Origin of the sequence: Rheinheimera sp. A13L (genome assembly GCF_000217935.1) — a bacterium.
Classification (GTDB): Bacteria; Pseudomonadota; Gammaproteobacteria; order Enterobacterales; family Alteromonadaceae; genus Pararheinheimera.
In genome coordinates, this window is the sequence record NZ_AFHI01000022.1 from 14,593 (window position 1) to 37,780 (window position 23,188).

Annotated in this window: 18 protein-coding genes; 7 read left to right on the forward strand and 11 right to left on the reverse strand. The window is 47.0% G+C overall.

Going from position 1 to position 23,188, the window contains the following annotated elements; all coding sequences use genetic code 11:
- Position 1: 1 nt before the first annotated feature.
- Positions 2 to 2,917: an RNA polymerase-associated protein RapA gene (gene rapA, locus RHEIN_RS12345; RefSeq protein ID WP_008899304.1), complete on the reverse strand. Its 2,916-nt coding sequence runs from the start codon at positions 2,915 to 2,917 to the stop codon at positions 2 to 4.
- 276 nt (positions 2,918 to 3,193) lie between these two features.
- On the opposite strand from rapA, the gene RHEIN_RS12350 reads away from it, so the two are divergent.
- Positions 3,194 to 4,585 carry a PhoH family protein gene (locus RHEIN_RS12350; RefSeq protein WP_008899305.1) on the forward strand — a complete coding sequence of 464 codons (1,392 nt, stop codon included), beginning with the start codon at positions 3,194 to 3,196 and terminating at the stop codon, positions 4,583 to 4,585.
- A 42-nt stretch (positions 4,586 to 4,627) separates the two neighbouring features.
- Here the strand turns inward: RHEIN_RS12350 and RHEIN_RS12355 are convergent, their stop codons facing one another.
- Complete coding sequence (locus RHEIN_RS12355; protein ID WP_008899306.1) at positions 4,628 to 5,284, reverse strand: choice-of-anchor H family protein; 657 nt, start codon at positions 5,282 to 5,284, stop codon at positions 4,628 to 4,630.
- An 82-nt stretch (positions 5,285 to 5,366) separates the two neighbouring features.
- Here RHEIN_RS12355 and RHEIN_RS12360 point away from each other — a divergent pair, with 82 nt between their 5' ends.
- A complete protein-coding gene (locus tag RHEIN_RS12360) occupies positions 5,367 to 6,200 on the forward strand; it encodes an RluA family pseudouridine synthase (protein WP_040555147.1) in 834 nt (277 codons plus the stop codon).
- On the opposite strand, the gene RHEIN_RS12365 is transcribed toward RHEIN_RS12360, so the two are convergent.
- Positions 6,197 to 8,176, reverse strand: a complete 1,980-nt coding sequence (locus RHEIN_RS12365) for a tetratricopeptide repeat protein (protein WP_008899308.1) — start codon at positions 8,174 to 8,176, stop codon at positions 6,197 to 6,199. The genes RHEIN_RS12360 and RHEIN_RS12365 overlap by 4 nt on opposite strands.
- An 80-nt stretch (positions 8,177 to 8,256) precedes the next feature.
- On the opposite strand from RHEIN_RS12365, the gene RHEIN_RS12370 reads away from it, so the two are divergent.
- The gene (locus RHEIN_RS12370) at positions 8,257 to 9,120 is read left to right on the forward strand and encodes a Putative kinase (protein WP_008899309.1); all 864 of its coding nucleotides are present in this window, start codon (positions 8,257 to 8,259) and stop codon (positions 9,118 to 9,120) included.
- On the opposite strand, the gene RHEIN_RS12375 is transcribed toward RHEIN_RS12370, so the two are convergent.
- Genes RHEIN_RS12375 through RHEIN_RS12390 form a run of 4 tightly spaced genes read right to left on the reverse strand, consistent with a single transcriptional unit; the run spans position 9,089 to position 13,603 of the window.
- Entirely contained in the window at positions 9,089 to 10,039 is a 951-nt protein-coding gene (locus RHEIN_RS12375) for a D-2-hydroxyacid dehydrogenase (protein ID WP_008899310.1), read from the reverse strand. The two genes, RHEIN_RS12370 and RHEIN_RS12375, sit on opposite strands and share 32 nt — an antisense overlap.
- Positions 10,039 to 10,455: a group I truncated hemoglobin gene (locus tag RHEIN_RS12380; protein WP_008899311.1), complete on the reverse strand. Its 417-nt coding sequence runs from the start codon at positions 10,453 to 10,455 to the stop codon at positions 10,039 to 10,041. Before RHEIN_RS12380 ends, RHEIN_RS12375 begins: the two co-directional genes overlap by 1 nt.
- On the reverse strand, positions 10,449 to 11,276 hold the full coding sequence (locus RHEIN_RS12385; protein ID WP_008899312.1) for a DUF3034 family protein: 828 nt from the start codon (positions 11,274 to 11,276) through the stop codon (positions 10,449 to 10,451). Before RHEIN_RS12385 ends, RHEIN_RS12380 begins: the two co-directional genes overlap by 7 nt.
- Entirely contained in the window at positions 11,273 to 13,603 is a 2,331-nt protein-coding gene (locus RHEIN_RS12390; protein WP_008899313.1) for a bifunctional diguanylate cyclase/phosphodiesterase, read from the reverse strand. Before RHEIN_RS12390 ends, RHEIN_RS12385 begins: the two co-directional genes overlap by 4 nt.
- A gap of 250 nt (positions 13,604 to 13,853) precedes the next feature.
- Here RHEIN_RS12390 and RHEIN_RS12395 point away from each other — a divergent pair, with 250 nt between their 5' ends.
- Positions 13,854 to 16,130: a patatin-like phospholipase family protein gene (locus RHEIN_RS12395; protein WP_008899314.1), complete on the forward strand. Its 2,277-nt coding sequence runs from the start codon at positions 13,854 to 13,856 to the stop codon at positions 16,128 to 16,130.
- A 13-nt stretch (positions 16,131 to 16,143) separates the two neighbouring features.
- Positions 16,144 to 16,884: a substrate-binding periplasmic protein gene (locus RHEIN_RS12400; protein WP_008899315.1), complete on the forward strand. Its 741-nt coding sequence runs from the start codon at positions 16,144 to 16,146 to the stop codon at positions 16,882 to 16,884.
- On the opposite strand, the gene RHEIN_RS12405 is transcribed toward RHEIN_RS12400, so the two are convergent.
- Together RHEIN_RS12405 and RHEIN_RS12410 are read right to left on the reverse strand one after the other, a co-directional pair.
- On the reverse strand, positions 16,881 to 17,336 hold the full coding sequence (locus RHEIN_RS12405) for a hypothetical protein (protein WP_008899316.1): 456 nt from the start codon (positions 17,334 to 17,336) through the stop codon (positions 16,881 to 16,883). The two genes, RHEIN_RS12400 and RHEIN_RS12405, sit on opposite strands and share 4 nt — an antisense overlap.
- 186 nt (positions 17,337 to 17,522) lie before the next feature.
- A complete protein-coding gene (locus RHEIN_RS12410) occupies positions 17,523 to 18,467 on the reverse strand; it encodes a helix-turn-helix domain-containing protein (RefSeq protein WP_008899317.1) in 945 nt (314 codons plus the stop codon).
- A gap of 154 nt (positions 18,468 to 18,621) precedes the next feature.
- Between RHEIN_RS12410 and RHEIN_RS12415 the strand changes: the two genes are divergently transcribed.
- Positions 18,622 to 19,014, forward strand: coding sequence for a rhodanese-like domain-containing protein (locus RHEIN_RS12415; RefSeq protein WP_008899318.1), 393 nt, complete (start codon positions 18,622 to 18,624; stop codon positions 19,012 to 19,014).
- Here the strand turns inward: RHEIN_RS12415 and RHEIN_RS12420 are convergent.
- Entirely contained in the window at positions 19,011 to 19,421 is a 411-nt protein-coding gene (locus tag RHEIN_RS12420) for a DUF3429 domain-containing protein (protein ID WP_008899319.1), read from the reverse strand. The genes RHEIN_RS12415 and RHEIN_RS12420 overlap by 4 nt on opposite strands.
- A gap of 288 nt (positions 19,422 to 19,709) precedes the next feature.
- Here RHEIN_RS12420 and RHEIN_RS12425 point away from each other — a divergent pair, with 288 nt between their 5' ends.
- Positions 19,710 to 20,492, forward strand: coding sequence for a hypothetical protein (locus RHEIN_RS12425; protein ID WP_008899320.1), 783 nt, complete (start codon positions 19,710 to 19,712; stop codon positions 20,490 to 20,492).
- Positions 20,493 to 20,510: 18 nt separating this feature from the next.
- Here RHEIN_RS12425 and RHEIN_RS12430 read toward each other — a convergent pair whose 3' ends face one another.
- The gene (locus RHEIN_RS12430) at positions 20,511 to 23,120 is read right to left on the reverse strand and encodes a DUF2339 domain-containing protein (protein ID WP_008899321.1); all 2,610 of its coding nucleotides are present in this window, start codon (positions 23,118 to 23,120) and stop codon (positions 20,511 to 20,513) included.
- Positions 23,121 to 23,188: the final 68 nt, after the last annotated feature.

Sequence of the window (23,188 nt, forward strand, 5' to 3'; positions counted from 1 at the left end):
TTTAGTCATGGCTGACAACCACGACCCTCAGCGCATCAAATTTTAACCTGGCTTTACTGATGTAATCTGTTAATTCTTGTTGCTGTTGTTGTAAATGTGCAATTTCTTCCGGCCGCACAGACGGATTCAGCTTCTGCAGTGCCTGTAAACGCTCTATTTGAGCCTTTAATTTCTGCTGCATTAATTCCTGGGCTTGTTGCTGTACTTCGATAAGGCGCACAGTGGCCTGCTCCACAGCTTTACCTATCAAAGGGTGAATAAAGCTTTGTAAAGCTTTCACCATCTTGGCTGCAGGTTGTCTGCCTACAGGCTTGAGTTGCTTATTAAACTGTTCAAAACCCACATTTGCAGCCAGATTTTTCCCATTTTTTTCCAACAACAAACGCACAGGAGTGACAGGTAAATAACGACCCAGTTGCAGCTCTTTTGGCGCGCTGGCTTCTACGATAAAGATGAATTCAACAAAATAAGTACCGGCAGGCAAAGCTTTATTTGGTAATAAAGCCACAGAGCTGTTGCCCATTTGCTCATTGGTCAGGATATCTAAAGTGCCTTGAACCATAGGGTGATCCCAGCTTAAAAACTGAATATCTTCCTGTGCCAAAGCAGTGGCCCGGTCAAAGGTAACGCTGACTCCATCGTCGTCCAGCATAGGGTAGTGGCTGTGTAAGTGTTCTGACATGGTCAGCACCATACTGTTTTCACCGCGGTCGTCCTGATTCACACCCAGCACATCCCATGCCCGCAACATAAACATCGGCAGGCGGGTTTCATCATCCAGAGTGGCAATAGCACTGGCCAGCTCGTCGGCTTTACCACGACCCGAACTATTGATTTCCAGCAGCTTGTCACGGCCTTGTTCCAGCTTTTGTTTGAGTTGCTGGTTCAACTCAGCACTTTTTGCGATTAGCGCCTGAACTGCTTCCTTGTCCATAACGTTGGCAGAGAGGCGTTCAAACAGTTCAGTGGATAGATGTTCAAACACTGAGCGACCAGTTTGACAGGTCTGGCTTAATGCTTGTAAACCTTGCTGATACCAGTCCAGCAGCACTTGCTGCGGATGATCGGCAAAATAAGGGATATGGATTTGAATATCCTGCGTCTGACCTATACGGTCCAGGCGACCTATTCGTTGCTCCAGTAAATCCGGGTTCAGTGGTAAATCAAATAACACCAGATGATGAGCAAACTGGAAGTTACGGCCTTCACTACCAATTTCTGAACAAATCAGCATTTGAGCGCTGTTATCTTCCTGAGCAAAATAAGCGGCAGCCATATCCCGCTCGACAATAGTCATGCCTTCATGAAATACCGATGCGCGAATACCTTCACGAACCCGAACTGCCTCTTCCAGTGCGATAGCTGTATCAGCATGAGCACAGATCAATAAAAATTTGCTGCGTTTATGTTGTTTCAGTAACGCAATCAGGTGGTCAACCCTTGGATCAAACTGCCACCAACTGCTGGCTTTGCCTTCAAACTCCTGAAATACCCGCTCAGGGAATAAACTGGCTTTGGCTTTTTGCTCGAGGCTTTGTTGTTTATTAAAGGCTTGCTGTACTTTTAACGCGTTTTTATATTGCTCAGGCAGTTCCATCGCAACGGTTTGCGGCTGGCGCTGTGGAAAGCCTGAAATAGCACTGCGACTATTGCGGAACAAAATCCGGCCTGTGCCATGACGGTCCAGTAATTGATTTAACAGCTGTTGCTTCGCCTGCTCTGTTTCATCTGGAGTACTGGCAGAGTTTTGTAATGTGACTAACGCCGCCTTAATATCACTTTCCGCCAACAAATGACTTAGAGCTTTAGCAGATATATCACTCAATGGATTTTGATCCAGTACAGCAGCAGCTAAATCAGCGATATGTTTGTAGCTTTGCTCTTGTGCAATAAACGCCTGATAGTCATGGAAACGATTCGGGTCTAACAAGCGTAAGCGGGCAAAATGGCTTTGATGGCCCAACTGATCCGGAGTGGCCGTTAGCAAAATTAAACCTGCGGTGCCTTCAGCCAGTTCTTCAATACGCTGGTATTCGGTGCTGGATGCTTCTTCGCTCCACTGCAAATGGTGGGCTTCATCCACCACTAATAAGTCCCAATCGGCGTCCACAGCTTTTTGATGATGGCTGCGTTTTTTCACCAGAAACTCAAGGCTGGTTAATACCAGTTGCTCGGTTTCAAACGGATTGCCGCCATCCAGAGAGGATTCAACACAACGTTCATCATCAAAAATAGAAAACTTCAGGTTAAAACGACGCAACATTTCCACCAGCCACTGATGTTGAAGTGACTCAGGCACAACGACCAGCACTCGTTTGGCTAAACCAGCCAGTACCTGCTGGTGAATAATCAAACCTGCTTCAATGGTCTTACCTAAACCCACTTCGTCAGCCAGCAGTACTCGGGGGGCATGACGTTTGGCTACTTCTTCAGCGATATAAAGCTGGTGTGGAATAAGGCTCATCCGGCCGCCCACTAAGCCTTGCAAGGTGCTTTGTTGTTGCTGGTGTAAATGTTGCCAGCTTTGAAAACGCAAAGGGAAAGTTTCAAAACGGTCGACCTGACCGGCAAATAAACGGTCCTGAGGCTGACTGAAACTGATGAAATGATCGAGGAATAATTCACGCAAAGCCACTGTTTCCTCTGTGTCAGTGCGGGTGCCATGATAGATAAAGCAGTCGTTTTTGCTTTCCACTTCACTGATTAATACTGAGAAACCTTCGGCACTTTTGACTGTATCGCCCGGGTTAAACTGTACACGGGTCAGCGGCGCTTCCAAAATAGAGTACAGACGGTTTTCACCACTGGCCGGGAACAGCAAAGTCAGCATCCTGCCTTCCTGCCCAATCACAGTACCTAAACCTAAATCCGACTCACTGTCGCTGATCCAACGTTGACCCAAAGCAAATTTTATCATCTTGTCCTCACTGCAGAAAATGGCGCGCCATGGTACAGCGAAATGCCTGAGACCGCATCAGCTGTGATGACGTATTTTTTCCATAGATTAAAAATCGTCATCTATTGGTCATACAGACAGTGCATTTTTGCTCTAAGCTTAGATCAAATGAACAAAAGCACTGACATCTTCCTTCCCACTGAACCAAAACATCAGGGAGCCAGTCAGAGTTGAAGTAAGGATTGTTGTATTTTGCCATGTACTTTCATGGTTTTTATTGTTGCTAAGGAGCTGCTTATGGCGCGAAGAAGAGCTAAAGATAAAAAAATATACGTTCTGGACACCAACATTCTGCTGCATGAACCTTTCGCCTTCTTAAACTTTCAGGAACACGACGTTGTCATCCCGATGACAGTGCTCGAAGAATTAGACCATATCAAAGACAAACACAAAGACGTCAGCCGTGAAGCCCGTATTGCCATTCGTGCGCTGGAAGATGTACTCAAAGACGCTTCACCTGAAGAGATGCTGCTGGGGGTTGCTTTACCTTGCCATCTTGAAGAAAAAAATGCCGGTCATTTGTTTATTATCAACGACCATCATATCAGTGACCAAATTCCAGGCTTGCCTGGTGGCGAAAACGATCATCTGATTATTAATACCGCCTTATTTTTACAAAGGGAAAAAGCGCCAACCAAAGTCATACTGGTGACCAAAGACATTAATATGCGCCTGAAAGCGAAAGGGGCAGGGCTGAAGCTGGTTGAAGATTACCGTACTGACCAGTTGATTGACGATGTGCGGTTTTTATACAAAGGCTATTACAAGTTTTCTGGCGATTTTTGGTCTGTAGTCAAAGATTGCCGCACCCACAACGAAGGTCGTGATACCTACCATTTTGTGCCTCGCTCCGTATTGCCTAATGCGTACCTGAATGAATACCTGATTGATGAAGCCGAAACTTTTGCGGGCCGTGTGCTGGAAATTAACGAACAGGAAATCAAAATTCTCGATTTAGGTTTTGAACGCCTGATGCACAAACACGCCTGGGGTATCCACCCGAAAAATATTTATCAGGCGATGGCGCTGAACGCTCTGCTGGACCCGGATATGGATCTAGTGATCCTGACCGGGCCTGCAGGTTGTGGTAAAACTCTGATTGCTTTGGCTGCCGCGCTGGAACTGGTGATTGAAAAGGGGCTGTACGACAAAGTGATAGTCACCCGTAATACACCGGAAATAGCTGAATCTATAGGCTTTTTACCCGGAACTGAAGAAGAGAAAATGGCACCTTGGCTGGCTGCTATTACCGATTCATTGGAAGTGTTGCATAAAACCGATGAGCACCCTCATGCCAGTGTGCAATACATTATGGACAAGGCTAATATCCAGTTTAAGTCAGTGAACTTTATGCGCGGCCGAAGTATTCAGAACGCGATAGTACTGTTGGATGAATGTCAGAACTTAAGTGCGGCTCAGCTGAAAACCATCATCACCCGTTGTGGTGAAGGCACTAAGCTGATTTGTTCGGGTAACCTGTCACAAATAGACAGCAACTACCTGACTGCCGTAACTTCCGGTTTAACTTACATCGTAGAGCGTTTCAAAAACTTTGAGGGCAGCACAACTGTTAATCTGAATGGGGTAGTGCGAAGCAGGTTGGCATCTTTTGCTGAGGCTAATTTGTAAAGGATTTAAAAAAGCCCCGCTTTGTTGCGGGGCTATTCTTTATTAAACGACTTTAAGTTTGCGCCTGCTCAGAGCTATACCAACCAATGCCACCAGACTTAACCAGCCCAGACTGCCGCTGTCTTCTTTGATTATCACAACTTGTGGTTTGTCATAAGAATAATCTTCCAGCGGAAGTTCTGCTAAAGCGGGTTCGTCGAATCCCGAAATTTCGGCTAACAAATCGTTGTAATCCGCATCATAAATCCGGATCACCAGATCGTAATAGGCTGGTGGCAGGCTATGCAGTAGCTCACTTTCTATCGCAAACCAGTCGTCTGCACTGGTGCCGTATAAAGTAAATACCGAACTGGTATGAATAATAACTTCCGGGGCTCCGGCGCGTTTCAGTGCAAAATGGGCATAGACAGGCACAGAGTTGTAGTTAGTGTCGGCGTCAAAGCGGACATAGAGGCTATGATAAAAGCCGTTATCATTTAAATCTGCATCAAACGAAATATCTATGCTATCAAACCATACATTGTTTTCGACACGTTGAATTAAGGCGCCGCTGCTGCGCAGTGTCGCTTTAGGTTTGGCTGTCGCCGCCACTTGTGATGGCAGCTTAAATGACTCTTTAGTGGATGCGACTTCTGCAGGCGCGGCCAAAGTAACAAAGGGCATTACAGCAAATAAACTGACCAGAAAAAATTTACGCATACACAGAGCCTCCTTAGCTTTGGTATCATTACAGGCCAAGGGCCATGAATACTGGCTGAACTCTTTTTTAAGTGAAAATATTTTGAAACTGACAAAAAAGCTCCAAATCACCGAAGCACAACAAGCTATTGAAGCTTTGGTTGCGGCTGCGCCACAACTAAGTAAAGGCCGGCTGAAAGACGCAATGAACAAAGGTGCAGTGTTGTGGCGCCGGGGTAAACAAAATAAAAGAATGCGGCGTGCTCAGGCCGATTTATTACCAGGTGACAGTCTGGAGCTGAATTACGACGAACAATTGCTGCAGCGCAGCTGTGATCCTGCAGTTCTTATTCACGAAGCTCGTGGTTACAGTGTTTGGTTTAAGCCAGCAGGTATGTTGTCGCAAGGCAATGAATGGGGAGACCATCTGGCTTTACTGCGCTTTGCAGAGCTGCACTGGCAAGGCAAACGTCAGGTGTTTTTATTACACAGGCTGGACCGTGAAGCCAGTGGTTTAGTCTTGATTGCTCATACCAAACAAGCCGCTGCAGCTTTTAGTCTGATGATACAACAGCATAAAATTGAGAAAGAGTATCGGATTGAAGTCAAAGGTCAGCTTTCAGATGAACTGCTGGCAGCAGGTCAATTAACTGCAGTATTGGATGACAAAGCCTGTACCACTGAATTTGAACTCGAATCTTATTCAGAAGAACGTCGCAGCAGCATCATCAGGGTAAAACTTATCACGGGTCGTAAACACCAGATCCGCCGTCATTTTGCACTTGCAGGGCACCCTGTGATGGGCGACCCGGCTTATGGTTCCGGCAACAAAAACGAACAAGGTTTGATGCTGCAGGCGGTGAAGCTGAAGTTTATTTGTCCATTTCGAAAAACTACCATGGAGTTTGAACTGCCAGCACACTTAGTACAGCTTTAAATCTGCGCCAGTTGCTGCTGTAGTTTGTCACTTAATGAAATGCCGTTCGCCTGAACTTCCAGTAAGCCCAGGCTGATGGCATTAAATAAATCCTGTCGCAGGTTATCTGTTTGCCAGGCGCAAGGTCGATTCTGATTGCACTGGTAGTGGAATTCCAACGCGCCTTGCAGCCCTTGTTGTTGTGCCAAAAACAGGCTGTACCAAATCAGTTCCCGCAGTGCATCTAAGTCCTGCTCGCAAATACGTTGAGACAATAAAGCATGCAGCGGTAAAACTGCAGAATAAGGCTGATAGTCGGAGGGCAAGCTCTGCAACAATTGCTGTTGCACCTCATAAGCGCTCTGCTCTGAAGCATAATACATCCAGAACTCTTGGTCCTGCTCAACCCAAAATAACGCCTGATCCAAAACGGCCCTGAATTGAACAAGATCTGTGTTGACTTGTTGTATACCTTTGTTCATCAGCGCTGTAGCTTGCGCCGGAATAACCACCAGCAAATGTCCCTGAGTTTTAACCCTATGATGATGCGTTAGTAGTTCAGTAAAACTGCGCCATTGAGGTTGCTGCACTATGCTACCGGTACGACTTTTTTTCTGTTTGCTCCATGACAGAATTAAACCAAAAAGTGCAATAGCTAACAGGGCTAAACTAATCAGCAGCCATTGCTGCAATTGTTTATGCCGGGCTATATGCAACTGCTGTTGTTTTTCTTGCTGCATCTGCAGCTCAAGGCTGCTTTGCAGACTGTCCAGCTGTATTTTGCTGTCGTCGTTTAATTGAGCTATTTCCAGTTGATTGGCCGACTTCTCTAACTGATAGGCTTGTTGCCATTGTTGTTCCAGGGCTGCCAATTCAGCGCTTAAAGTTAAGTGTTTGTATTTCAGATAACCTGGAAGTTTATCCGGTTGTGGCGCCGCTTCATCCAGCAATTGTTTTGCGGCACTGTAGTTTTGTTTTTTGATAAACACATTAACAAGGAACAACGCGGTTTCGGATTTGATGGACTGTGCTGAGACCTGACTGGCTAGCTGATGGGCTTTGATCAGCAATTGCTCGGATTGATCCAGATCGTTTTGCTCTAATGCCAGCTCTGACAAACTGACATAAGCTGAGATCAACATGTGGGGATCCTGACTATCCATTGCTAATTTCAGAGCATTGGTGTAGGTGACTTTCGCTTTATCTATTTGTTTCAGCACCAGCTGGCTGTCGCCAATATTAATCAGAGCGTTTACCTGGCTGCTTAGGCTATCTGACTGCTGATAAAGCCTGCCTGCTTCTTCAAAGTGCTGCAACGCCCGCTCGTGTTGTCCAAGCTTTTGATAGGCCATACCCAAACGCATATTGATCGAGGCAATGGCTTGTTGATCCGCCAATTCAATAGCAAGCGGCAAGGCCGATTTAAAATGCTGATAGGCTTTAGTCAAATGATTGTTTTGTAAATGCAGGCGGCCCAACATGATCATGGAATCCAACTGACGCTGTTTATCTGCTGCCTGGGTCGCAAGAGTCAGACTTTTTGCAGCGGCTTCCATCGCTAACTCTGTTTTCCCTTGCTGATTGTAAGCTTGCGAAAAACTTTCCAGAATGTCCATCCGTAAGGCCAGCAGCATAGGGCTATTTTCCTCGGGCAAAATAGCCTGTGCCAGTTTTAGTTTTTCAACCGCAAGGGCTGTGTCACGATAAAACACACCAAAAGTTAAAGCCTGCATTAATAAAATACGAGCTGCAAGCTCAGCGTCAGGCTCTAAAGTCAGAGCTTTATTACTGAACTCTAACGCAGCTTCTTTATTTTTCAGCACATAATGGCTGTAAGCTAACAGGAAATACTCTGTCGCAGTGCTTGCAGCTTTAGTTTGCTGTGCAGCGATCCGGGCCTGGGGGTTGGCTTTGGTTTGCTCCAGTAATTGGGTTAGATCCGCCGCATAAGTGCTGGTCGCAAATAACAGCAGAAAAAAGCAGAAAGCAAAGCGCATGCGGAAGTTCTCCAAAAAATAGTCAACGCAGTGTAACTGAAAGAAAATCAGACAGCCAGACGAAAACGACGAGGTGCTTAGTGACTGAAAATGTTAGCAATTTATGGCTAAAACAGTGGCTTTTTTATAGCCTGAAAGCTCAAATGGTTAGCCAGATTTTAACAAATAAACAGCTCAGCAGATTAAGTCATCTGCAACCGTCAACGCCTTTCATTATAGGCATCAGTGGTGCTCAGGGCAGTGGAAAAAGCAGTCTGGCAGTCGCTTTGCAACAGTTATGGTCAGGATTGGGTGTTCAGGCTGAAGTGGTGTCTTTGGATGATTATTATCTCGAACCTGCCCAAAGGCTGAAGCGGGCCGGACTCTGGCATCCACTTTTTGCCGAACGTGGAGTACCTGGTACTCATGACACTGAACTGTTGTTATCACAGTTGCAGGGATTTAAACGAGCAGAACCGCAGCACTGGCGTCGTTATGACAAAGGTCTGGATAAAGTGGCTACAGCAACATCTGCAACAGAGGCACGATTGCTGATCCTGGAAGGCTGGTGTATCGGGCTGAAACCACAGTCGGATACCGAACTGCAACAGAGTATCAATGAGTTGGAACAACAGCAGGACCCTGATGCTTTATGGCGGTATAAGGTGAATCAACAACTGGCTGGGGATTATCAATTGGTCTGGCAGGAGCTGGATCATCTGATTTGGCTGAATGCACCGGATTGGCAGGCTGTTTGTCGCTGGCGGGCCTGGCAGGAACAGCCTTTGCAACAGTTGGGCAGAGGAAAAAGCCCTGCACAACTGGAAGGGTTTATGTTGTACTTCCAACGTTTGACGCAAGAGAGCTGGCGACAACTACCACAGTGTGCAGATTTTATTCTGGAGCTGGACTTGCAGCATAACTTTATCCGTCTCACACCTGACGAACAGGTTGTTGACGGATAAAGGCCTGTAGGTTATCCGATAGTTGCCCCACCAGACGTTGCATCGCCTGACGGCTGGCCCAGGCCACATGTGGCGTCACAATCAGATTAGGAATGTGCTTGTTTAGCAGCACATGGCTGGCAGTTGGTGGTTCAACACTGAGCACATCCAAAGCGGCTCCGGCCAGACGGCCTGTTGTTAAAGCGTCAGCCAGTGCTTTTTCGTCAATCAGCCCACCCCGGGCAGTGTTTATCAACAATGCTGTGGGTTTCATCCAGCTTAAGGTGTTGGTATTCATCAGCTTTTCTGTAGCTGCATTAAGCGGGCAATGCAAAGACAACACATCGGCCTGGCGAACTGCGTTTTCAAAGGCGGTTCGGCCCGGGCGTATTTCTGTGGCATTTGGCCGTTCAGCAATCAATACCTTCATACCAAAAGCTTCTGCCAGACGAGCTGTGGCCTGACCTAAATCACCATAACCCACCAGAGTCATGGTTTTTGCAGCCAATTCTTCTATAGGGTGCAGATGCAGGCAGAATTGCGAGCTCTGACTCCACAGCCCTTGTTGTACAGCCTGATTATATGACTGGATATGGTTGGTCAGTTGTAGCAATAATGCAAAAACCTGTTGGGGTACTGCGGTGCCCGCATAACCCTGAACATTACAGACCACTATGCCCGCTGCTTTGGCCGCAATTAAATCGACCATATTCACACCTGTGGCTGCCACAAGAATACAGCGTAGTTCTGGCAAAGCCGCTATAGCTTTCGCATCCAGAGGCACTTTATTGCTGATCAGCACCTGAGCGTCTCTGGCATGAGTTAACAATTGTTCAGTGCTGGTTTGAGGATAAAGGGTCAGAGTGACATCAGGCAGCTGTAAAGGGCTCAGATCGGTTGCTGCCATAGTGGCTGCATCAAGAAACACTACCCTGGTCATCAGCGATACACTACGTCTTTGTACATAGGAGCTAACATAGCCAGAAATTCATTCTGGGCTTCGATAGCCACATTTTGCTGCTGCATAGCGGTAATCAGATGATTGACCAGTGCATCAAAGTGCGCCTGAGTGATCTGAAAACCTGTATGGCTTTCCTGCATGGAGACGCCGCTGTATTTGCAGGGCCCGCCTGAGAGTTCACAAAACTGCTCTATCAGCAAACGACGAAATCTGGGGATGTCGGTGTCGGCAAAATGGTGCACTATGCTTTGATCATGTTCGATGCCATACAAAACACCATCGACAATTTTTTCAACGCCGGTTTCTGCACCTAAACGTTGGTACAAGCTGGTTTCCGGCTTTTGCTGGCAGGCGGTTAAGGTTAAGGTCGCTATTAGCAACAGGTACTTCACCATGTGCCCTCCACTGATAGATAAAAGCCCGTCTGTTCTGTAAGGCCCGCTATATCACCTAAGTCGACATAACCCAAAACCACAGATGCATTTTTATTAATAAACCAGGCGGCGAATAAATCCCGCCAATGTTGTTCGTCAGCAAAACCCAGTTGGTTGGGTTTTTGTTTAAATTCAGTGCCAACAGCAAGATTGTAATTCAGCAGCAAAACGGCTGAGCTTTCAAACATCAGTTTATGACCAAGGCCCTGACCACCAAAACCCAATAACCCTGTTTGATGCGCATCCGTAGAGCGCACTGTGGCGTTGAGTAACAAGTTACGGCCTGCTACAGCATCAAAAAATACTTTGGTGGCGGCAATATAAAACTCATAACCTGAATCATCGCCAGCACCTACTGCCGAAGGTAAAGCAAAATCACGGTTTTTCTTAAACTGCAGACCCAGACTGATTTGCGGCATAGCGGTATACAATAATTCGCCTGCCACTTTGTATTTTATGCCCAGAATGTCCTGCCGCAGTTCACCGCCTATGGTGTCGAGACCTAGCTTTTGACGCGCAAATGACAGTTCCCACTGGTTATTAAAACTGGCACCCACACCATAACTGTCCAGCGTAAAATCATCCACGCCCACTCTGGCTGCAAAGGTATTAACTGACCATTCATCACTGCTGCCGTAGCCGTTGATAGTTGCCCATGGCACTATGCCGCCCCCCGAATTTCCTTCGATGTTAGTGGCGCCTCCTGTGGCTATAACTTTAGAACCAGCCATCAGACTACCGCTGGCTAACAATAAGCACAGTGCAGTTAAAATTGTTTTCATTGGCTTATCTCTTGTTCGAACCACTGCTGGCTCTGTTCTTCAAACTGTTGAAGCCATTCGCTGAAGTGCTCGCATGTTAAAGGCTTGGAGAAAAAGTAGCCTTGCACCTTATCACAATGATATTGCTGCAACTTCGCAAGTCCAGCTCTGTTCTCCAAACCTTCGGCTGTTACTTTTAAACCTAAACTATGGGCCAGCTGAGTGGTCGCGCTGACAATTAAAGCGTCATCCTGATTGTGCTCAATGTCTTTAATAAAAGCCCGGTCAATTTTTACTTCGTGCACTGGCAGTTGTTTTAAATACGCCAGAGACGACTGGCCTGTACCAAAGTCATCAATCGCCAATTCTATTCCCATAGTACGAAGTTCAGTGAGTATCTGGATCACCTGTTTTGGATCCTGCATCACTGCACCTTCCGTAACTTCGAGCGCTAAAACTGAAGCCGGCAGCTGATGGCGTTTTAAAAGAGCGGCAATGTCTGAGGGTAACTGTGGATTGGTTAAGTCATGGGCCGACAGGTTAACGGCCACAGTAATATGTTTACCTTGTTGATACCAAAGGGCCAATTGAGCAGCCACAGTGTCGAGTATCCATTCGGTAACCAGCGCTATATTGCCAGAATGCTCAGCCAACTTAATAAACTCATCCGGGGGCACAAAGCCCAGTTCCGGATGTACCCAGCGTATTAATGCTTCGGCCGAACTGCACTTTCTTTGGCCCAGTTCTACTTTGGGCTGATACACCACAAAGAGCTGGTTTTGCTGCAAGGCTGTTGGCAAGTCGCGCAGAATAGTCAGCTCACGCTGATGGCTCTCATCCTGACCTTGCTGATAAAAGGCAAGCATTCCTGGCAGCTCTTTAGCATGGCTTAACGCAATATCCAGCCGTCGAATCGCATCGTTGGCATGTACGCTGCCAGGTGCAATGTTATAGGCGCCCACTGACACTTTTAAACTCAAAGGTGAATCAGCCAATAAATAACCTGAATGCAGTTGCAGCCTCAACTCTTCTACTTGCGAGGCATTCAGATGCTGGTTGTACAGCAATAAAAACTCATCTCCACCCAAACGGGCGGCAAGCAAAGGGGGTGGAGTAAGCTGAGCCAGACGATGTGCCATTTGCTGCAATAAAGAGTCTCCATTGGCAAAACCTAAAGCATCATTAATATGGCGAAAGTTTTTTATATTCAGCAGCAGTAAGCCCACATCTTCAGTGGGCAGAAGCTCGGCCAGCTTGCGTTCGGCAGCACCGCGGTTTTTTAACGCTGTCAGGGAATCATGTTCAGCCTGATACAGCAGTTCAGCTTCACGGCTGCGTATATCCAGTTGCATCTTATGTAAGGTGTTTCCCAGTACCCCTATTTCGCCTTTGGCTGCTGGTACATCTGCAGTGGTCAGGCCCTGGCCTATCTGGCTGGCAAAGTCGGATAATAAACGTAATGGCTGAGTAATGCTGCGGGCTATCACAAAAGCCAATAACAGAGCAAGTGTTAAACTTACACCAAAAATGAATAACAATTGATGGCGGATTTGCTGGTAACTCTCCTGCCAGCGGGCACTGGGATAATGCAGCACGGCCCATAGCATTTGCTGTTGATCTAAGGCTAAAGCTAAAGACAAAAACTCACCTTCATTACTGCTGAAGGGTTGTTGAGCTGTGCCTGCCAGATTAGGCAATAAAGGCAACAGGCTCTGTTGTGTTGCTGCTGACAGAGTGGAATGTAAGGTCTGATTGCCTCTGTCGCTGTTGGTGGTAAAACTGATATCAAGGCCCGTAATGCCTTTGATTTGTTCAGCCAGTTCCTTGTTTAAGCTAAAGCCCATACCTACCCAGGCTATGGTTTGTGGAGCCCTGACAGGGACTAATACTAATTGATAGGAATTACCAGCTAATACAAGAATATCGTTTAATGTGCTGGACTGACTGGCTTTGCTTTGTAAAAACACAGGTTTCACATCGGCACTGTCTAAATCTGTGCTGGTACTGGCCAATAAATCTCCGTCAGGAGATAAAAGCAACACCAAATCGGCATTGACTCTGCTGCCATGGTTTTCCAGTACGGATAAAATCGTTTCCTGCTCAGCTGTTGCTACAGCACGACGAAAACCAAAGTCGCTCGCCAGAATGCTGACAGAGTTAGTGAGCTGACTGGCTCTGTTTTCCAGCGCCTGTAAAAACACATTAGCTGCAACCCTTAATACTTGTTGGGCTTGCTGCTCACTGTCTTTTTTCATCGCATTTAACGTTGCCAAACCACTGGCTAAAGCCAGAACAGTTAACAAGCTAACCAGCGATACCACCAGACGACTACGCAATGATTCGAACATTTGACCTCGTTGTGGCAGCGAATTGTGAATGCTGTCATAGTAGATAAATAAGAAAAGTATCAGAGCCGGAGTGTCGGCAGCTTCAAAAATATCAATGAATACTGAAAGCCCGGACAAGCGTGATGAAACCTTAGCAACAACTCGGAAAGGACTCAACTCTAAAGCGTTAAAACCAAAAAATAACCCGATTATTCAACTTTGTATTTAATGATATTTGTAGTGACGGAAGAGTAAAACAGAGGAGCTGTGCATGAAGGCAAAGTGGGGACTGTGGATTGTTGTACTTTTGTTCAGTGAGCTGTTGTTTGCCGCAGAGTCTGAAGTCACAGGGCAGGAGCCTTGTGCCAGAGTCAAAAACCGGCCTTGTATTGCTTTAGTTTTAGGGGGGGGCGGTGCTCGTGGCGGTGCTCATCTTGGTGTGATCCGGCAACTGGAACAGCAAGGTATACCTGTGGACCTCATAGTAGGTACCAGCATAGGTGCCTTTATTGGTGGTTTGTATGCTACAGGTCACAGTCCGGATGAAATCCAGACGATCCTCGATCATTTGGAATGGAGTACAGGCTTTCGCGATAAAGTGCATCGTGATGAAATGCCTGTGCGACGCAAACAGCAGCAGGATCAGTATCCTATCCGGCTGGGTCTGGGCTTAGGTCGCTCAGGCGTGAAAATCCCTAAAGGTGTGTTGTTAGGTCAGGCTATGGCTGAGCTGATTTTAGAAGCTTATGGTGCCCAGTTAAATCATAGTCATTTTGACCAGTTGCCAATTCCATTTCGTGCTGTGGCTGCAGACTTAACCAACAGAGAAACTGTGGTCATGAGTCAGGGCAGCTTGTTACAAGCCGTGCAGGCTTCTATGTCGATCCCCGGAGTAGTGCGGCCTATGGAACTTAACGGCCGGGTGTTGGTGGATGGTGGTGTGGCAAACAACTTACCTGTCAGCATTGCAAAAAGTCTGGGCGCAGACAGAGTCATAGCCGTCGCTATTGATGCTCCCTTGCTAAGTAAAGAACAGTTGGATTCTGCTTTTGCCGTGACTGATCAGTTAACCAATTTTTTAGTGCGTCAGGTGGTTGACCAACAAATTGCTTTGTTAGGACCAGAGGATTTATTGCTCCATCCGGATGTAGCAACCATTGGTACTCTGGATTTTGATAAGTTACCCCAATCCGTCGAAGCTGGCCTATTGAGTGCACAACAGCAAGCCGAAGCATTAGCCGGTTTTTCCTATCCAGAACATTTTCCGGTGTGGCTGGCGGCTCACAGAGCAAAACAAGCAACCAGCGTTCAGGTTGATCGGATTGAGCTGGATAATCAAAGCCTGTTGTCCGATCAGGTGTTGTTACACAGGCTGGCGTTAAAAGAAGGCCAAAGTTACAACAGTAAAAAACTCAAAGAAGGTCTGCGACAGGTGTATGGCGTCGATACGCTGGAGCGGGTGTCTTTGCAGTTGGAGCAAAATAAACAAGGTGAAGACACCAGATTAAAAGTTCGGGCTGTGGAAAAAGGCTGGGGGCCTGGTTACCTGAATTTCCGTTTTACTATGGAAGATGACTTCCGTAATAAAAGATATTACCAACTGGCGGCGTCCTATACCTACACTAATATTTCTGAGCTGGGTGCAGAGTGGCACAATGAATTGGCGCTGGGTACAGATAAACTGATTAGTTCAGAGTTGTATTGGCCCATCTTTACCCCTGCCACTTTTGTCAGTGCACAAATAATGCGCGATACCACTATTTTGGCTTTGGAGGATAGGGAAGGATTATCTCTGGGGGATTTATCCAATAAAGAAACTACAGTGACAGCCAAAGCGGGCTGGAACTTGTCTGATCATGCCAGATTAAGTTCGGGCTGGACTGACAAAGATGGCTACTTCCGTATTCCAGTGTCAGGGGTGGAAGAGTTAGGTTTTAGCAAGCTGGGGTATCAACGTGAGGGACCAGTGTTGGATTTTGTCTGGGATAGATTAGATAACCCGGCTTTTCCAAGCAGGGGTTTTCGTATTAGTGCCAACTGGCAGTGGCTGGATGACAGCGCTTTTGGACAGACCTACCGCAGCCGAAGTCATGCTGTTGAATTTCTGGCGGCCCGTAGTTTCTTTGAACGCCATATTTTGCGCACCCGTTGGCGTCATGAAAGTTATAAGCCTGGCGATCCTGATGTGGCAATGGAACAGTTTTCGTTGGGTGGTTTATTAAACCTGTCTGGTTATCCGAAAAACTATCTGTTTGGCAGCGAAGTGAAATTTGGCAGCCTGGTGTACTTGTATAAAATGAGTGAAAACAGATTCAGTATCATTAATTCACCTTTTTATCTGGGCGCTTCACTGGAAAAAGGTTTGGTGCATGGCAATATGATCCAGCTCGAACGCCTTGCCAATGAAACCGACTGGATTTGGGCCGGCAGTATATTTGCAGGCTGGGATAGTCCTTTTGGCCCTGTCTATCTGGGGTACGGTCGGGCGGAAGACGATACGAATGGCAGGGCGTATCGCTACTACTTATCTTTGGGGCACAATTTCTGAGCAGGGTGGAATAATGAATAAGATCAGTGGCTGGTTAGTGGTGCTTTTGTGTTCTTTTCCTTGCCTGGCAAGCTCAGTGCAAACAGAGTTGAGGGTCGGTTTGAGTCAAAACACCGCACCACAAAAACAAGGCAACACCCTGCATTTTGAAACTGAATTGTTTCGACAGTTACTGAATGAGCTTGGCTATCGGGTGAAGTTTGTTGCCGTTCCACACGCCAGACTCAGCCGCATGTTACAAAATAACCAACTGGATATGGCAGCACGACAAAGTGAAAAGCCTGTTACCGGGATGTTTTATAGTCAGCCTTATCTGGAGTTTCATAACCTGGTATTTGCGTTGTCCGATTTTCCAGACTCGCTGCAGAATATGCATGAGATGAGTCGTTATTCTGTGGTCAGTTTTCATAATGCGGCCACAATTCTCGGTACTGAATTTAATCAGGTGATTCAGAATTCACCTTCTTATAGAGAAGTGGTGGATCAGGAACAGGCCATTGACATGCTGCTGCAACAGCGCACTGCGTTGCTGGTGCTGGATAAGGTGACGTTTTATCGGCGCTGGGCCGAGAGAGGCTTGGCTGTCAATCAGGTGAAAAGTTTTGATTTATTTCCAAAAGCCGAGTATCACATTGGTTTTACTGATCAGAAGTTACAACAACAGGTGAGCCAACTTCTGCAAAAATGGCAGGATTCTGGCCGGGTTGAACAACTGCAAAAACAAACCCGGCAGTTGAGTCAGTCTTTGAATTAGCCTTGTTCTGTCAGCTTTTTCGCACTTTCTTTGATCAGTTGTTCTTTTTGTTTTTGCAGTATTTCCAGCTGAGTTTTCTCAGCTTGCGTCAGTTCGCCTTCTTTACTGAGCAGCGCTTCAATTTTCTTTTCTATTTCTTCCAGTTTTTTCCTGTCTATGCCCATTTTGGCATCCAGCACTTGCAACATCAAAGTATCGAGCCTGTCCGGCTCTTCTTTATCAGGCTTGTTATTGGTTTCATTATTTTTTTGAGTTGTGCCCTCTGATGCAGGGGTTCTGTTGCGTGTTGCCAGATGTTGATAGGTCATATCCGGAACGGGTTTGCCAGCCGATAGACTGACTTTGTCGGTAGAAGGCTCTTCACTAAATATTCTGTCTTTGCCAAAAGAGGGGGACTTCACCAGTTGACTATCCAGTCCAGGCGACTGTGTTACACCGGAAATACCGAACATGCTAATCTCCTGAGCTTTATGCCGGGTCATCTGAAGCGACCTGTTGCTTAAACAGGAGCAAATTTGGTGCCATAGTTGTGTGGTATAAAAACGCAGGAAAATAGCGGATTATGGCTCGAATTACGGCAAAATCTGGCCGTTTTTCACATCTTTTTACATGAAACTTGCCGTCAGCTATGCCGCAGCTTACAACTGATTGCAGCTGAATTGGCGTTGATACTGACGGGGGCTTAACCCTAATTGCTTTTGAAACTGCTGACGCAGGTTCAATGCTGAACCAAAACCTGTCAGATCACTAATTTGTTCTATCGAATGTTGACCTTGTTCCAGATAATGCTGCACCAGCTGTAATCGCTGCTGCACTAACCACTGCAGTGGGCTTAACCCTGTACTGGCTTTAAAATGCCGATCAAAACTGCGTCTGGACATACCCGCTTGATCGGCCATTTGCTCAATAGCTATAGGTTGATCCAGATGTAATAAAGCCCAGTCCATGGTGGTGCTGAGTAAATTGGTTTTTTTCTGTAGCGGTTGTGCGACAAATTGCGCTTGTCCACCTTGGCGATGAGCGGAAATGACCGCTCTTTTGGCCACCTGATTGGCGATTTCAAAGCCAAAATCCCGCCGGATCACGGCCAGGCCTAAATCCAGAGCCGCCGCACTGCCCGCCGAGCAACCTATCTGGCCATCAAAGCAATAGAGCACATTTTGCTGATACCTGCTGTCGGGGTAACGCCGTTGAAATTCATCGGCATAGCGCCAGTGGGTCGTGGCCGCTTTGTCTTTAAGTACACCAAGTTCTGCCAGCAAAAATGCGCCTGAACAAAACGAAATCAGCCGGACACCCCGCTTATAAGCTGCAATTAACTGACTGCGCAGCACAGCTGGGGGTTCAGGCTGCGACACGGACCAGTTTGGGATCAAAATCGTATCGTAGCCTGTTAAATCCTGCACCTGAGGTACCAGCAATTGCAGGCCACCTGTTGCCATGAAAGGCCCCTGATGAAAACTGATGATATCGGTCTGATACCAGTTTGGGTATTCAGGCCGGCTTAATGCAAACAACTCTGAAGCGCAACCCAACTCAAAAGTAGCTACTGCAGGGCCTAATAAAATAGCAACTTTATGCATGAGAGCGCTCCGAAGCAGCTTGAACACCAGATTTGGCTTAATACTATCTTATTGTGTCTTTTCAGCCAATGGTGTTGGCTGTGCCTGCGGACTAGAGTACTGCTGAACATCATCAAGGCTTTGATACAAAGCATTTCATACAGGAATCATACTTATGTCATCTATGGTATCCAGACCAACAGCAGCAGGATCTGAGCAGGCTGTGGCCCATTTTAGCGCTTTATTACAGTTTGAAACCGATTGTTGGGATCTGCACCATGCCATCAGCAATAAGCGGCAGGATTTTATATTGCTGGATGTGCGGGGAGAGGCGGCTTATCAGCAAGGCCATTTGCCTGAAGCTGTGTCCTTTCCACATAGCCGGATTTCTGCTGAAAGCCTTGCGCTTTATCCGGCTGATACCTTGTTTGTTGTCTATTGCGCTGGGCCACATTGTAATGGTGCAGACAAAGCGGCGTTAAAACTGGCTCAATTACAGAGGCCTGTTAAAAAGATGATAGGTGGAGTGACGGGGTGGTTTGATGAAGGTTTTGAGTTGGTCTGTTAAATAGACCACCAGTACAGCAGGTGACAGATCACAACCACAGTCGTCAACTGATTTCTCAATCTGTGATAGGCAGGGCTGTAATTTAACAGGCTGCCTTGTCTGAGCTCAATCAGCCGCACTGCGATATAAGCAGCAGCAAGAACCAGAAGTTGGTGTTGTGGTAACAGCAGGCTACTAAACCAGCCAACCAGAGCGATACTCACCACCCAAACAGGCAAAGTGAGTCCGGATTGCCGATAAAACACAGGCCAGAGTACCCCAGCCATAAAGGCCAGGATAATCTGGCTATAACTTTGGAATGCAGTAAAGGGCAAGCTGAACGCTAAAAGTTGAGGCCATAGCTGTAAAGAAGTCAGGCCGATAAAAGGCAGCAAGCCTGCATAACCTAGAATGTGGATCAGTCGCATGAAAAAGTACCAATAAAGAAATGAACTTCTTATACGCAGCAAAAGATGTTATGGATGAAAAGCAAAAAAAAGAGGGAGAACCACAGGGGTTTCCCTCATAAAAATCCAGGACAATCCAGAGAGTTAAAGCAACACGTTGACAGGGTTCGCACTTAACTGGGGCTCATTATCCGGCTGAACCGTGGCATTTTTATGACAAGTTGATAAAGCTTTCGCGACACTTGCCAAGCCGCTTGCTTTACGGTTCACTGCTAGCAGAAGCAAGCCAAAGCTGCAGTAGGAGCGTGAATGTTAAAGAAATACCTGCAACAAATTCGTCAGGGCAAGCCTGTGCATTATGGTCGTATGCTGGAATTGCTGCCGCCGCTGTTTTATCAGAAAAAGTCAGAAATCTTTAAAGTGCGACAGTTAGGCTCGGGTCGCTGGCAGGTGAGTATTGTATCTGAAACCTTATTTCGCCAGCTTGAACTGCAGGCGCTGCAGCCTGCATCACGCAAAGAAGCGGCTCAGACTGGCAACTCGCATCAGGTGAATACCTCTTTTGGTTATCAATTGGTGTATCACCAGTTGTGTCAGAACCGGCAACCTGAAGTGGTGGTGCTGGATGGCACTGATCACTATCAGAGTTATCAGGTGAAACCGACCTTGCTGCTGATTGAAAATGAAGAATGTTTTTTCCGTTACCAGCAGTTACTTCCGGTCTGTGGTCAGATGCTGGCGCTGGATTTTTCTCTGCACAACACTGATATTGGTTTTGCCTCTGGCAGCAAAGCCAGCAGTGCTTTGCTGATGCCCTTTTATCAGCAATACCAGCAAATTTATTGCGCTTTTGATTTTGATGCTGCCGCTTTAGAGCTTTTTGATTTATTAAAACAGCGGCTGGGTGACAAACTGATTTTTGTCACTCCAGCAGATTTCAGCCCCTGGATGGCCTTGTTTAACAATAAACCCAGGCATCCAAATCAGTTGGCCAAAGCCATAGAACTGGCTGAAAAACACCACTTTTATGGCTTACTGGACGCCTTGCAACAAAAAGGCTGTTTTTTAGAGCAAGAGGCACTGTTAAGCTGAGGCTGCCTTGTTTTGTGGCTAAGTGGTTGTTTCAGCTCGTTGTAAACGCTGAAACAGCCAGCCAAGTAACACCAGACTCAAACCTAACCCGATAAAAGACAGGGCTCTGAGTACCCCTGTTAAGTCGTTTAAATCCACCACAAAAACTTTCAGCACCACAACACTTAACAATACAAAACCTGCTTTGCGGGCTCTGGCTTTGTTTTGCCATTGCGCCAGTAAGACAGTGGTGATGGCAATGACTAAAAACACCAGCGAATAACTGTATTGTTCTGCGACTGACGTTGGCAAACTCAGCAGTAGTTGCCCATCTTGCCAGAAATGCCGGATAGAGCCCGTCAGATACAAAGTTGCAGTGCCAACCGCTGTGTATAAGGCAGATGTGGTCAGGCGAGCGGATAACGGTAAGCGACTAAAAGCCCAGAATATCAAAGCCGGTAAACCCCATATCAACAGCAACAGGTTCAGCAGGGGGAATGAGCCCAGAGGCGCTGCATGCCAGAACGGGTTTTGTGCCAGACTGAGCTGCAGATGCGCCAGCGCAACCAATACCACTAAAGTTGAAGCCGCAATACGATAAAGAGAAGCTGTGCTGCCAGCCCTGCTACTGCGCCACTGGTATACCCAGGCCAGTAATAGCCAGTTAAAGGCCTGAATACTCAGGGTCTTGAAGTTCATGTCGGTGAAATCAACCACAGCATCATTGAGCCAGAATTGGGTTTGTACTGTGATAAACACTGCAACTAAATGCAATAAAGCCCCTTCCAGATAACTGCGAAGTGTAGTCGAAAACCATAAATACCAACTCAGTGCAAAACAGAAAAGGGCAACAGGGTAGACCACAAAAGACCAGTGCAATCCCAGTAAAAACTCATTCTCATAGCGCCCCATCAGAGGTGCTGTGGTCAGACGAATTAACACTGCAGCACCAATCAGCTTCATCAACCAGTGTGGCACCGGCATCCTGAGCTTGATGCCAAGAAGAGTCAGCAGCACCAGTTGAGCCGCTATAGCTAAAGTTAAAGCGGCATCGGCAAGCCATAAGGTAAAACATAAGGTCAACGCAAAATTGGCACCAGCCATCTGAATAAAAGCAGCAGCTTTATGGCTGGTTTTAAGCGCCATAGCACTTTGAGCTGCAACCAGCACCAAGGCCAGTACAGTCCAGAATAATTGGATCTGTTGTTGCACTTCAGGCTTTGCCTGGCCGTGACTTAAACCCAATAACAACACGGGCAGGGCTGCCAAAACGCTGCTCCATTGCAGACGCTCTGGCCACTTCAGCGCGACACTGACCATTGGCACTGTAAATACAGCCACCAGCAGCAAATGTTGATTTAGGCTGGTGCTGCTCAGCACATAAGGGTCTGCAGATAAGGTCAAAGGCTCCAGTAAAAGCCAGCACAAGGCGGGTATAAAACTAAGCCAAAGCAGTAGTTCTGATTTGCTGTCCGTGGCGGCGCAGCACTGCAGTAGCAAAATGAACAGCAGCATGCCGCTAAAACTGATGAGATCTGCGGTATGAAGCAGGGCACAGCACGCCAATAGCAGCAACGCCAGAGCCAGTATCAGCTCGCGGCTGAAGGGCCACCACTGGCGCATCGGCTGAGGGCTCAATTCCAGATGCTGTGCTTTAAAGCCGATACGGGGTAACCAGACGAGCAACACAAAGCTGCCACAAAGTACCAGCCAGAAGGCCCATAACTGATCCGAAGTCGCAATCCAGATAGCAGCAAAAAGCCACAAAAGATGGGCCGACATGGGTAGCCACCAAAGCCATGGTCTTTTTACTTTCTGCTCGACCAGCACCGAAGAGGCCGTCACCAGCGAAATATAAGCCAGTAAAGCCGGTACATTGCCCGAGTCTGTGGATACCAGCACAGGCACAACATAAGCGCCAACAATACCAATGAACGCCAATAAAGGCCCTTGCCGCAAGGACAACCAGGATGCAGCTAAAGCAATAATAGCTAAGAATGGAAAAGCAACGGCAGGGCTAATCAACTGATACCAGTCGAGAGCAACCAGCACAGCAGCGTAAAGGCTGATAAAACCACCGCTGGACAAAGCAGCTGGCGCATAGTTGTTCAGCGCATGCCCCTGACTGCGTTTATGCAGCCATTCGCTGCCGATAATTAAAGCCAGACCAAAAGCCATGCCGGAGGCAATACGTAAAGAAGGGGATAACCAGCCAGCGTCCAATGAATGTTTGACTAAAAAGATACCACCTAAAGCCAGGGCTAAAGCACCAAGCCAGACCATACCTCTTTTAATCAGTTGTTGTTCTATCCAGCCCGATACAGAGGAGAAAAAATCATCAGAAGGCGATGCTGTGTGTTTTTCTGTTAGTGGAGCAGGCCGGGCTTGAGGCATAACAGCTAAGGGGTTGAGTGGATTCAAAGCTGCTGCAACGACTGGCTGACCCATAGATGGTGCCGCCACAACGGGTGCTATTGCAACAGACTCTGGATCCTGTTTTATCTCAGAGGTGGATGGGGTTTTGCCATTGAGCTGCTTTTTCAGTGCTGCCAGTTCAGCTTTGATTTGGTTGAGCTGCAGCAGGGCGCCGATACCACAAAGTGCACCAATAATGACAATAATACTGACTAAAAAAAGCAGACTTGTCATACATCAGCCCTGAACATGGATAGATGAAAAGCCATCCGGACACTCCATTGTATAAGTGATTAACATCA

What these genes read in the sequence shown, in the direction of transcription:
- rapA (WP_008899304.1), bottom strand. Translation starts at nt 2,917, where the DNA reads ATGATAAAATTTGCTTTGGGTCAACGTTGGATCAGCGACAGTGAGTCG.
- RHEIN_RS12350 (WP_008899305.1), top strand. Translation starts at nt 3,194, where the DNA reads ATGGCGCGAAGAAGAGCTAAAGATAAAAAAATATACGTTCTGGACACC.
- RHEIN_RS12355 (WP_008899306.1), bottom strand. Translation starts at nt 5,284, where the DNA reads ATGCGTAAATTTTTTCTGGTCAGTTTATTTGCTGTAATGCCCTTTGTT.
- RHEIN_RS12365 (WP_008899308.1), bottom strand. Translation starts at nt 8,176, where the DNA reads ATGCGCTTTGCTTTCTGCTTTTTTCTGCTGTTATTTGCGACCAGCACT.
- RHEIN_RS12375 (WP_008899310.1), bottom strand. Translation starts at nt 10,039, where the DNA reads ATGACCAGGGTAGTGTTTCTTGATGCAGCCACTATGGCAGCAACCGAT.
- RHEIN_RS12380 (WP_008899311.1), bottom strand. Translation starts at nt 10,455, where the DNA reads ATGGTGAAGTACCTGTTGCTAATAGCGACCTTAACCTTAACCGCCTGC.
- RHEIN_RS12385 (WP_008899312.1), bottom strand. Translation starts at nt 11,276, where the DNA reads ATGAAAACAATTTTAACTGCACTGTGCTTATTGTTAGCCAGCGGTAGT.
- RHEIN_RS12390 (WP_008899313.1), bottom strand. Translation starts at nt 13,603, where the DNA reads ATGTTCGAATCATTGCGTAGTCGTCTGGTGGTATCGCTGGTTAGCTTG.
- RHEIN_RS12395 (WP_008899314.1), top strand. Translation starts at nt 13,854, where the DNA reads ATGAAGGCAAAGTGGGGACTGTGGATTGTTGTACTTTTGTTCAGTGAG.
- RHEIN_RS12400 (WP_008899315.1), top strand. Translation starts at nt 16,144, where the DNA reads ATGAATAAGATCAGTGGCTGGTTAGTGGTGCTTTTGTGTTCTTTTCCT.
- RHEIN_RS12405 (WP_008899316.1), bottom strand. Translation starts at nt 17,336, where the DNA reads ATGTTCGGTATTTCCGGTGTAACACAGTCGCCTGGACTGGATAGTCAA.
- RHEIN_RS12410 (WP_008899317.1), bottom strand. Translation starts at nt 18,467, where the DNA reads ATGCATAAAGTTGCTATTTTATTAGGCCCTGCAGTAGCTACTTTTGAG.
- RHEIN_RS12415 (WP_008899318.1), top strand. Translation starts at nt 18,622, where the DNA reads ATGTCATCTATGGTATCCAGACCAACAGCAGCAGGATCTGAGCAGGCT.
- RHEIN_RS12420 (WP_008899319.1), bottom strand. Translation starts at nt 19,421, where the DNA reads ATGCGACTGATCCACATTCTAGGTTATGCAGGCTTGCTGCCTTTTATC.
- RHEIN_RS12425 (WP_008899320.1), top strand. Translation starts at nt 19,710, where the DNA reads ATGTTAAAGAAATACCTGCAACAAATTCGTCAGGGCAAGCCTGTGCAT.
- RHEIN_RS12430 (WP_008899321.1), bottom strand. Translation starts at nt 23,120, where the DNA reads ATGACAAGTCTGCTTTTTTTAGTCAGTATTATTGTCATTATTGGTGCA.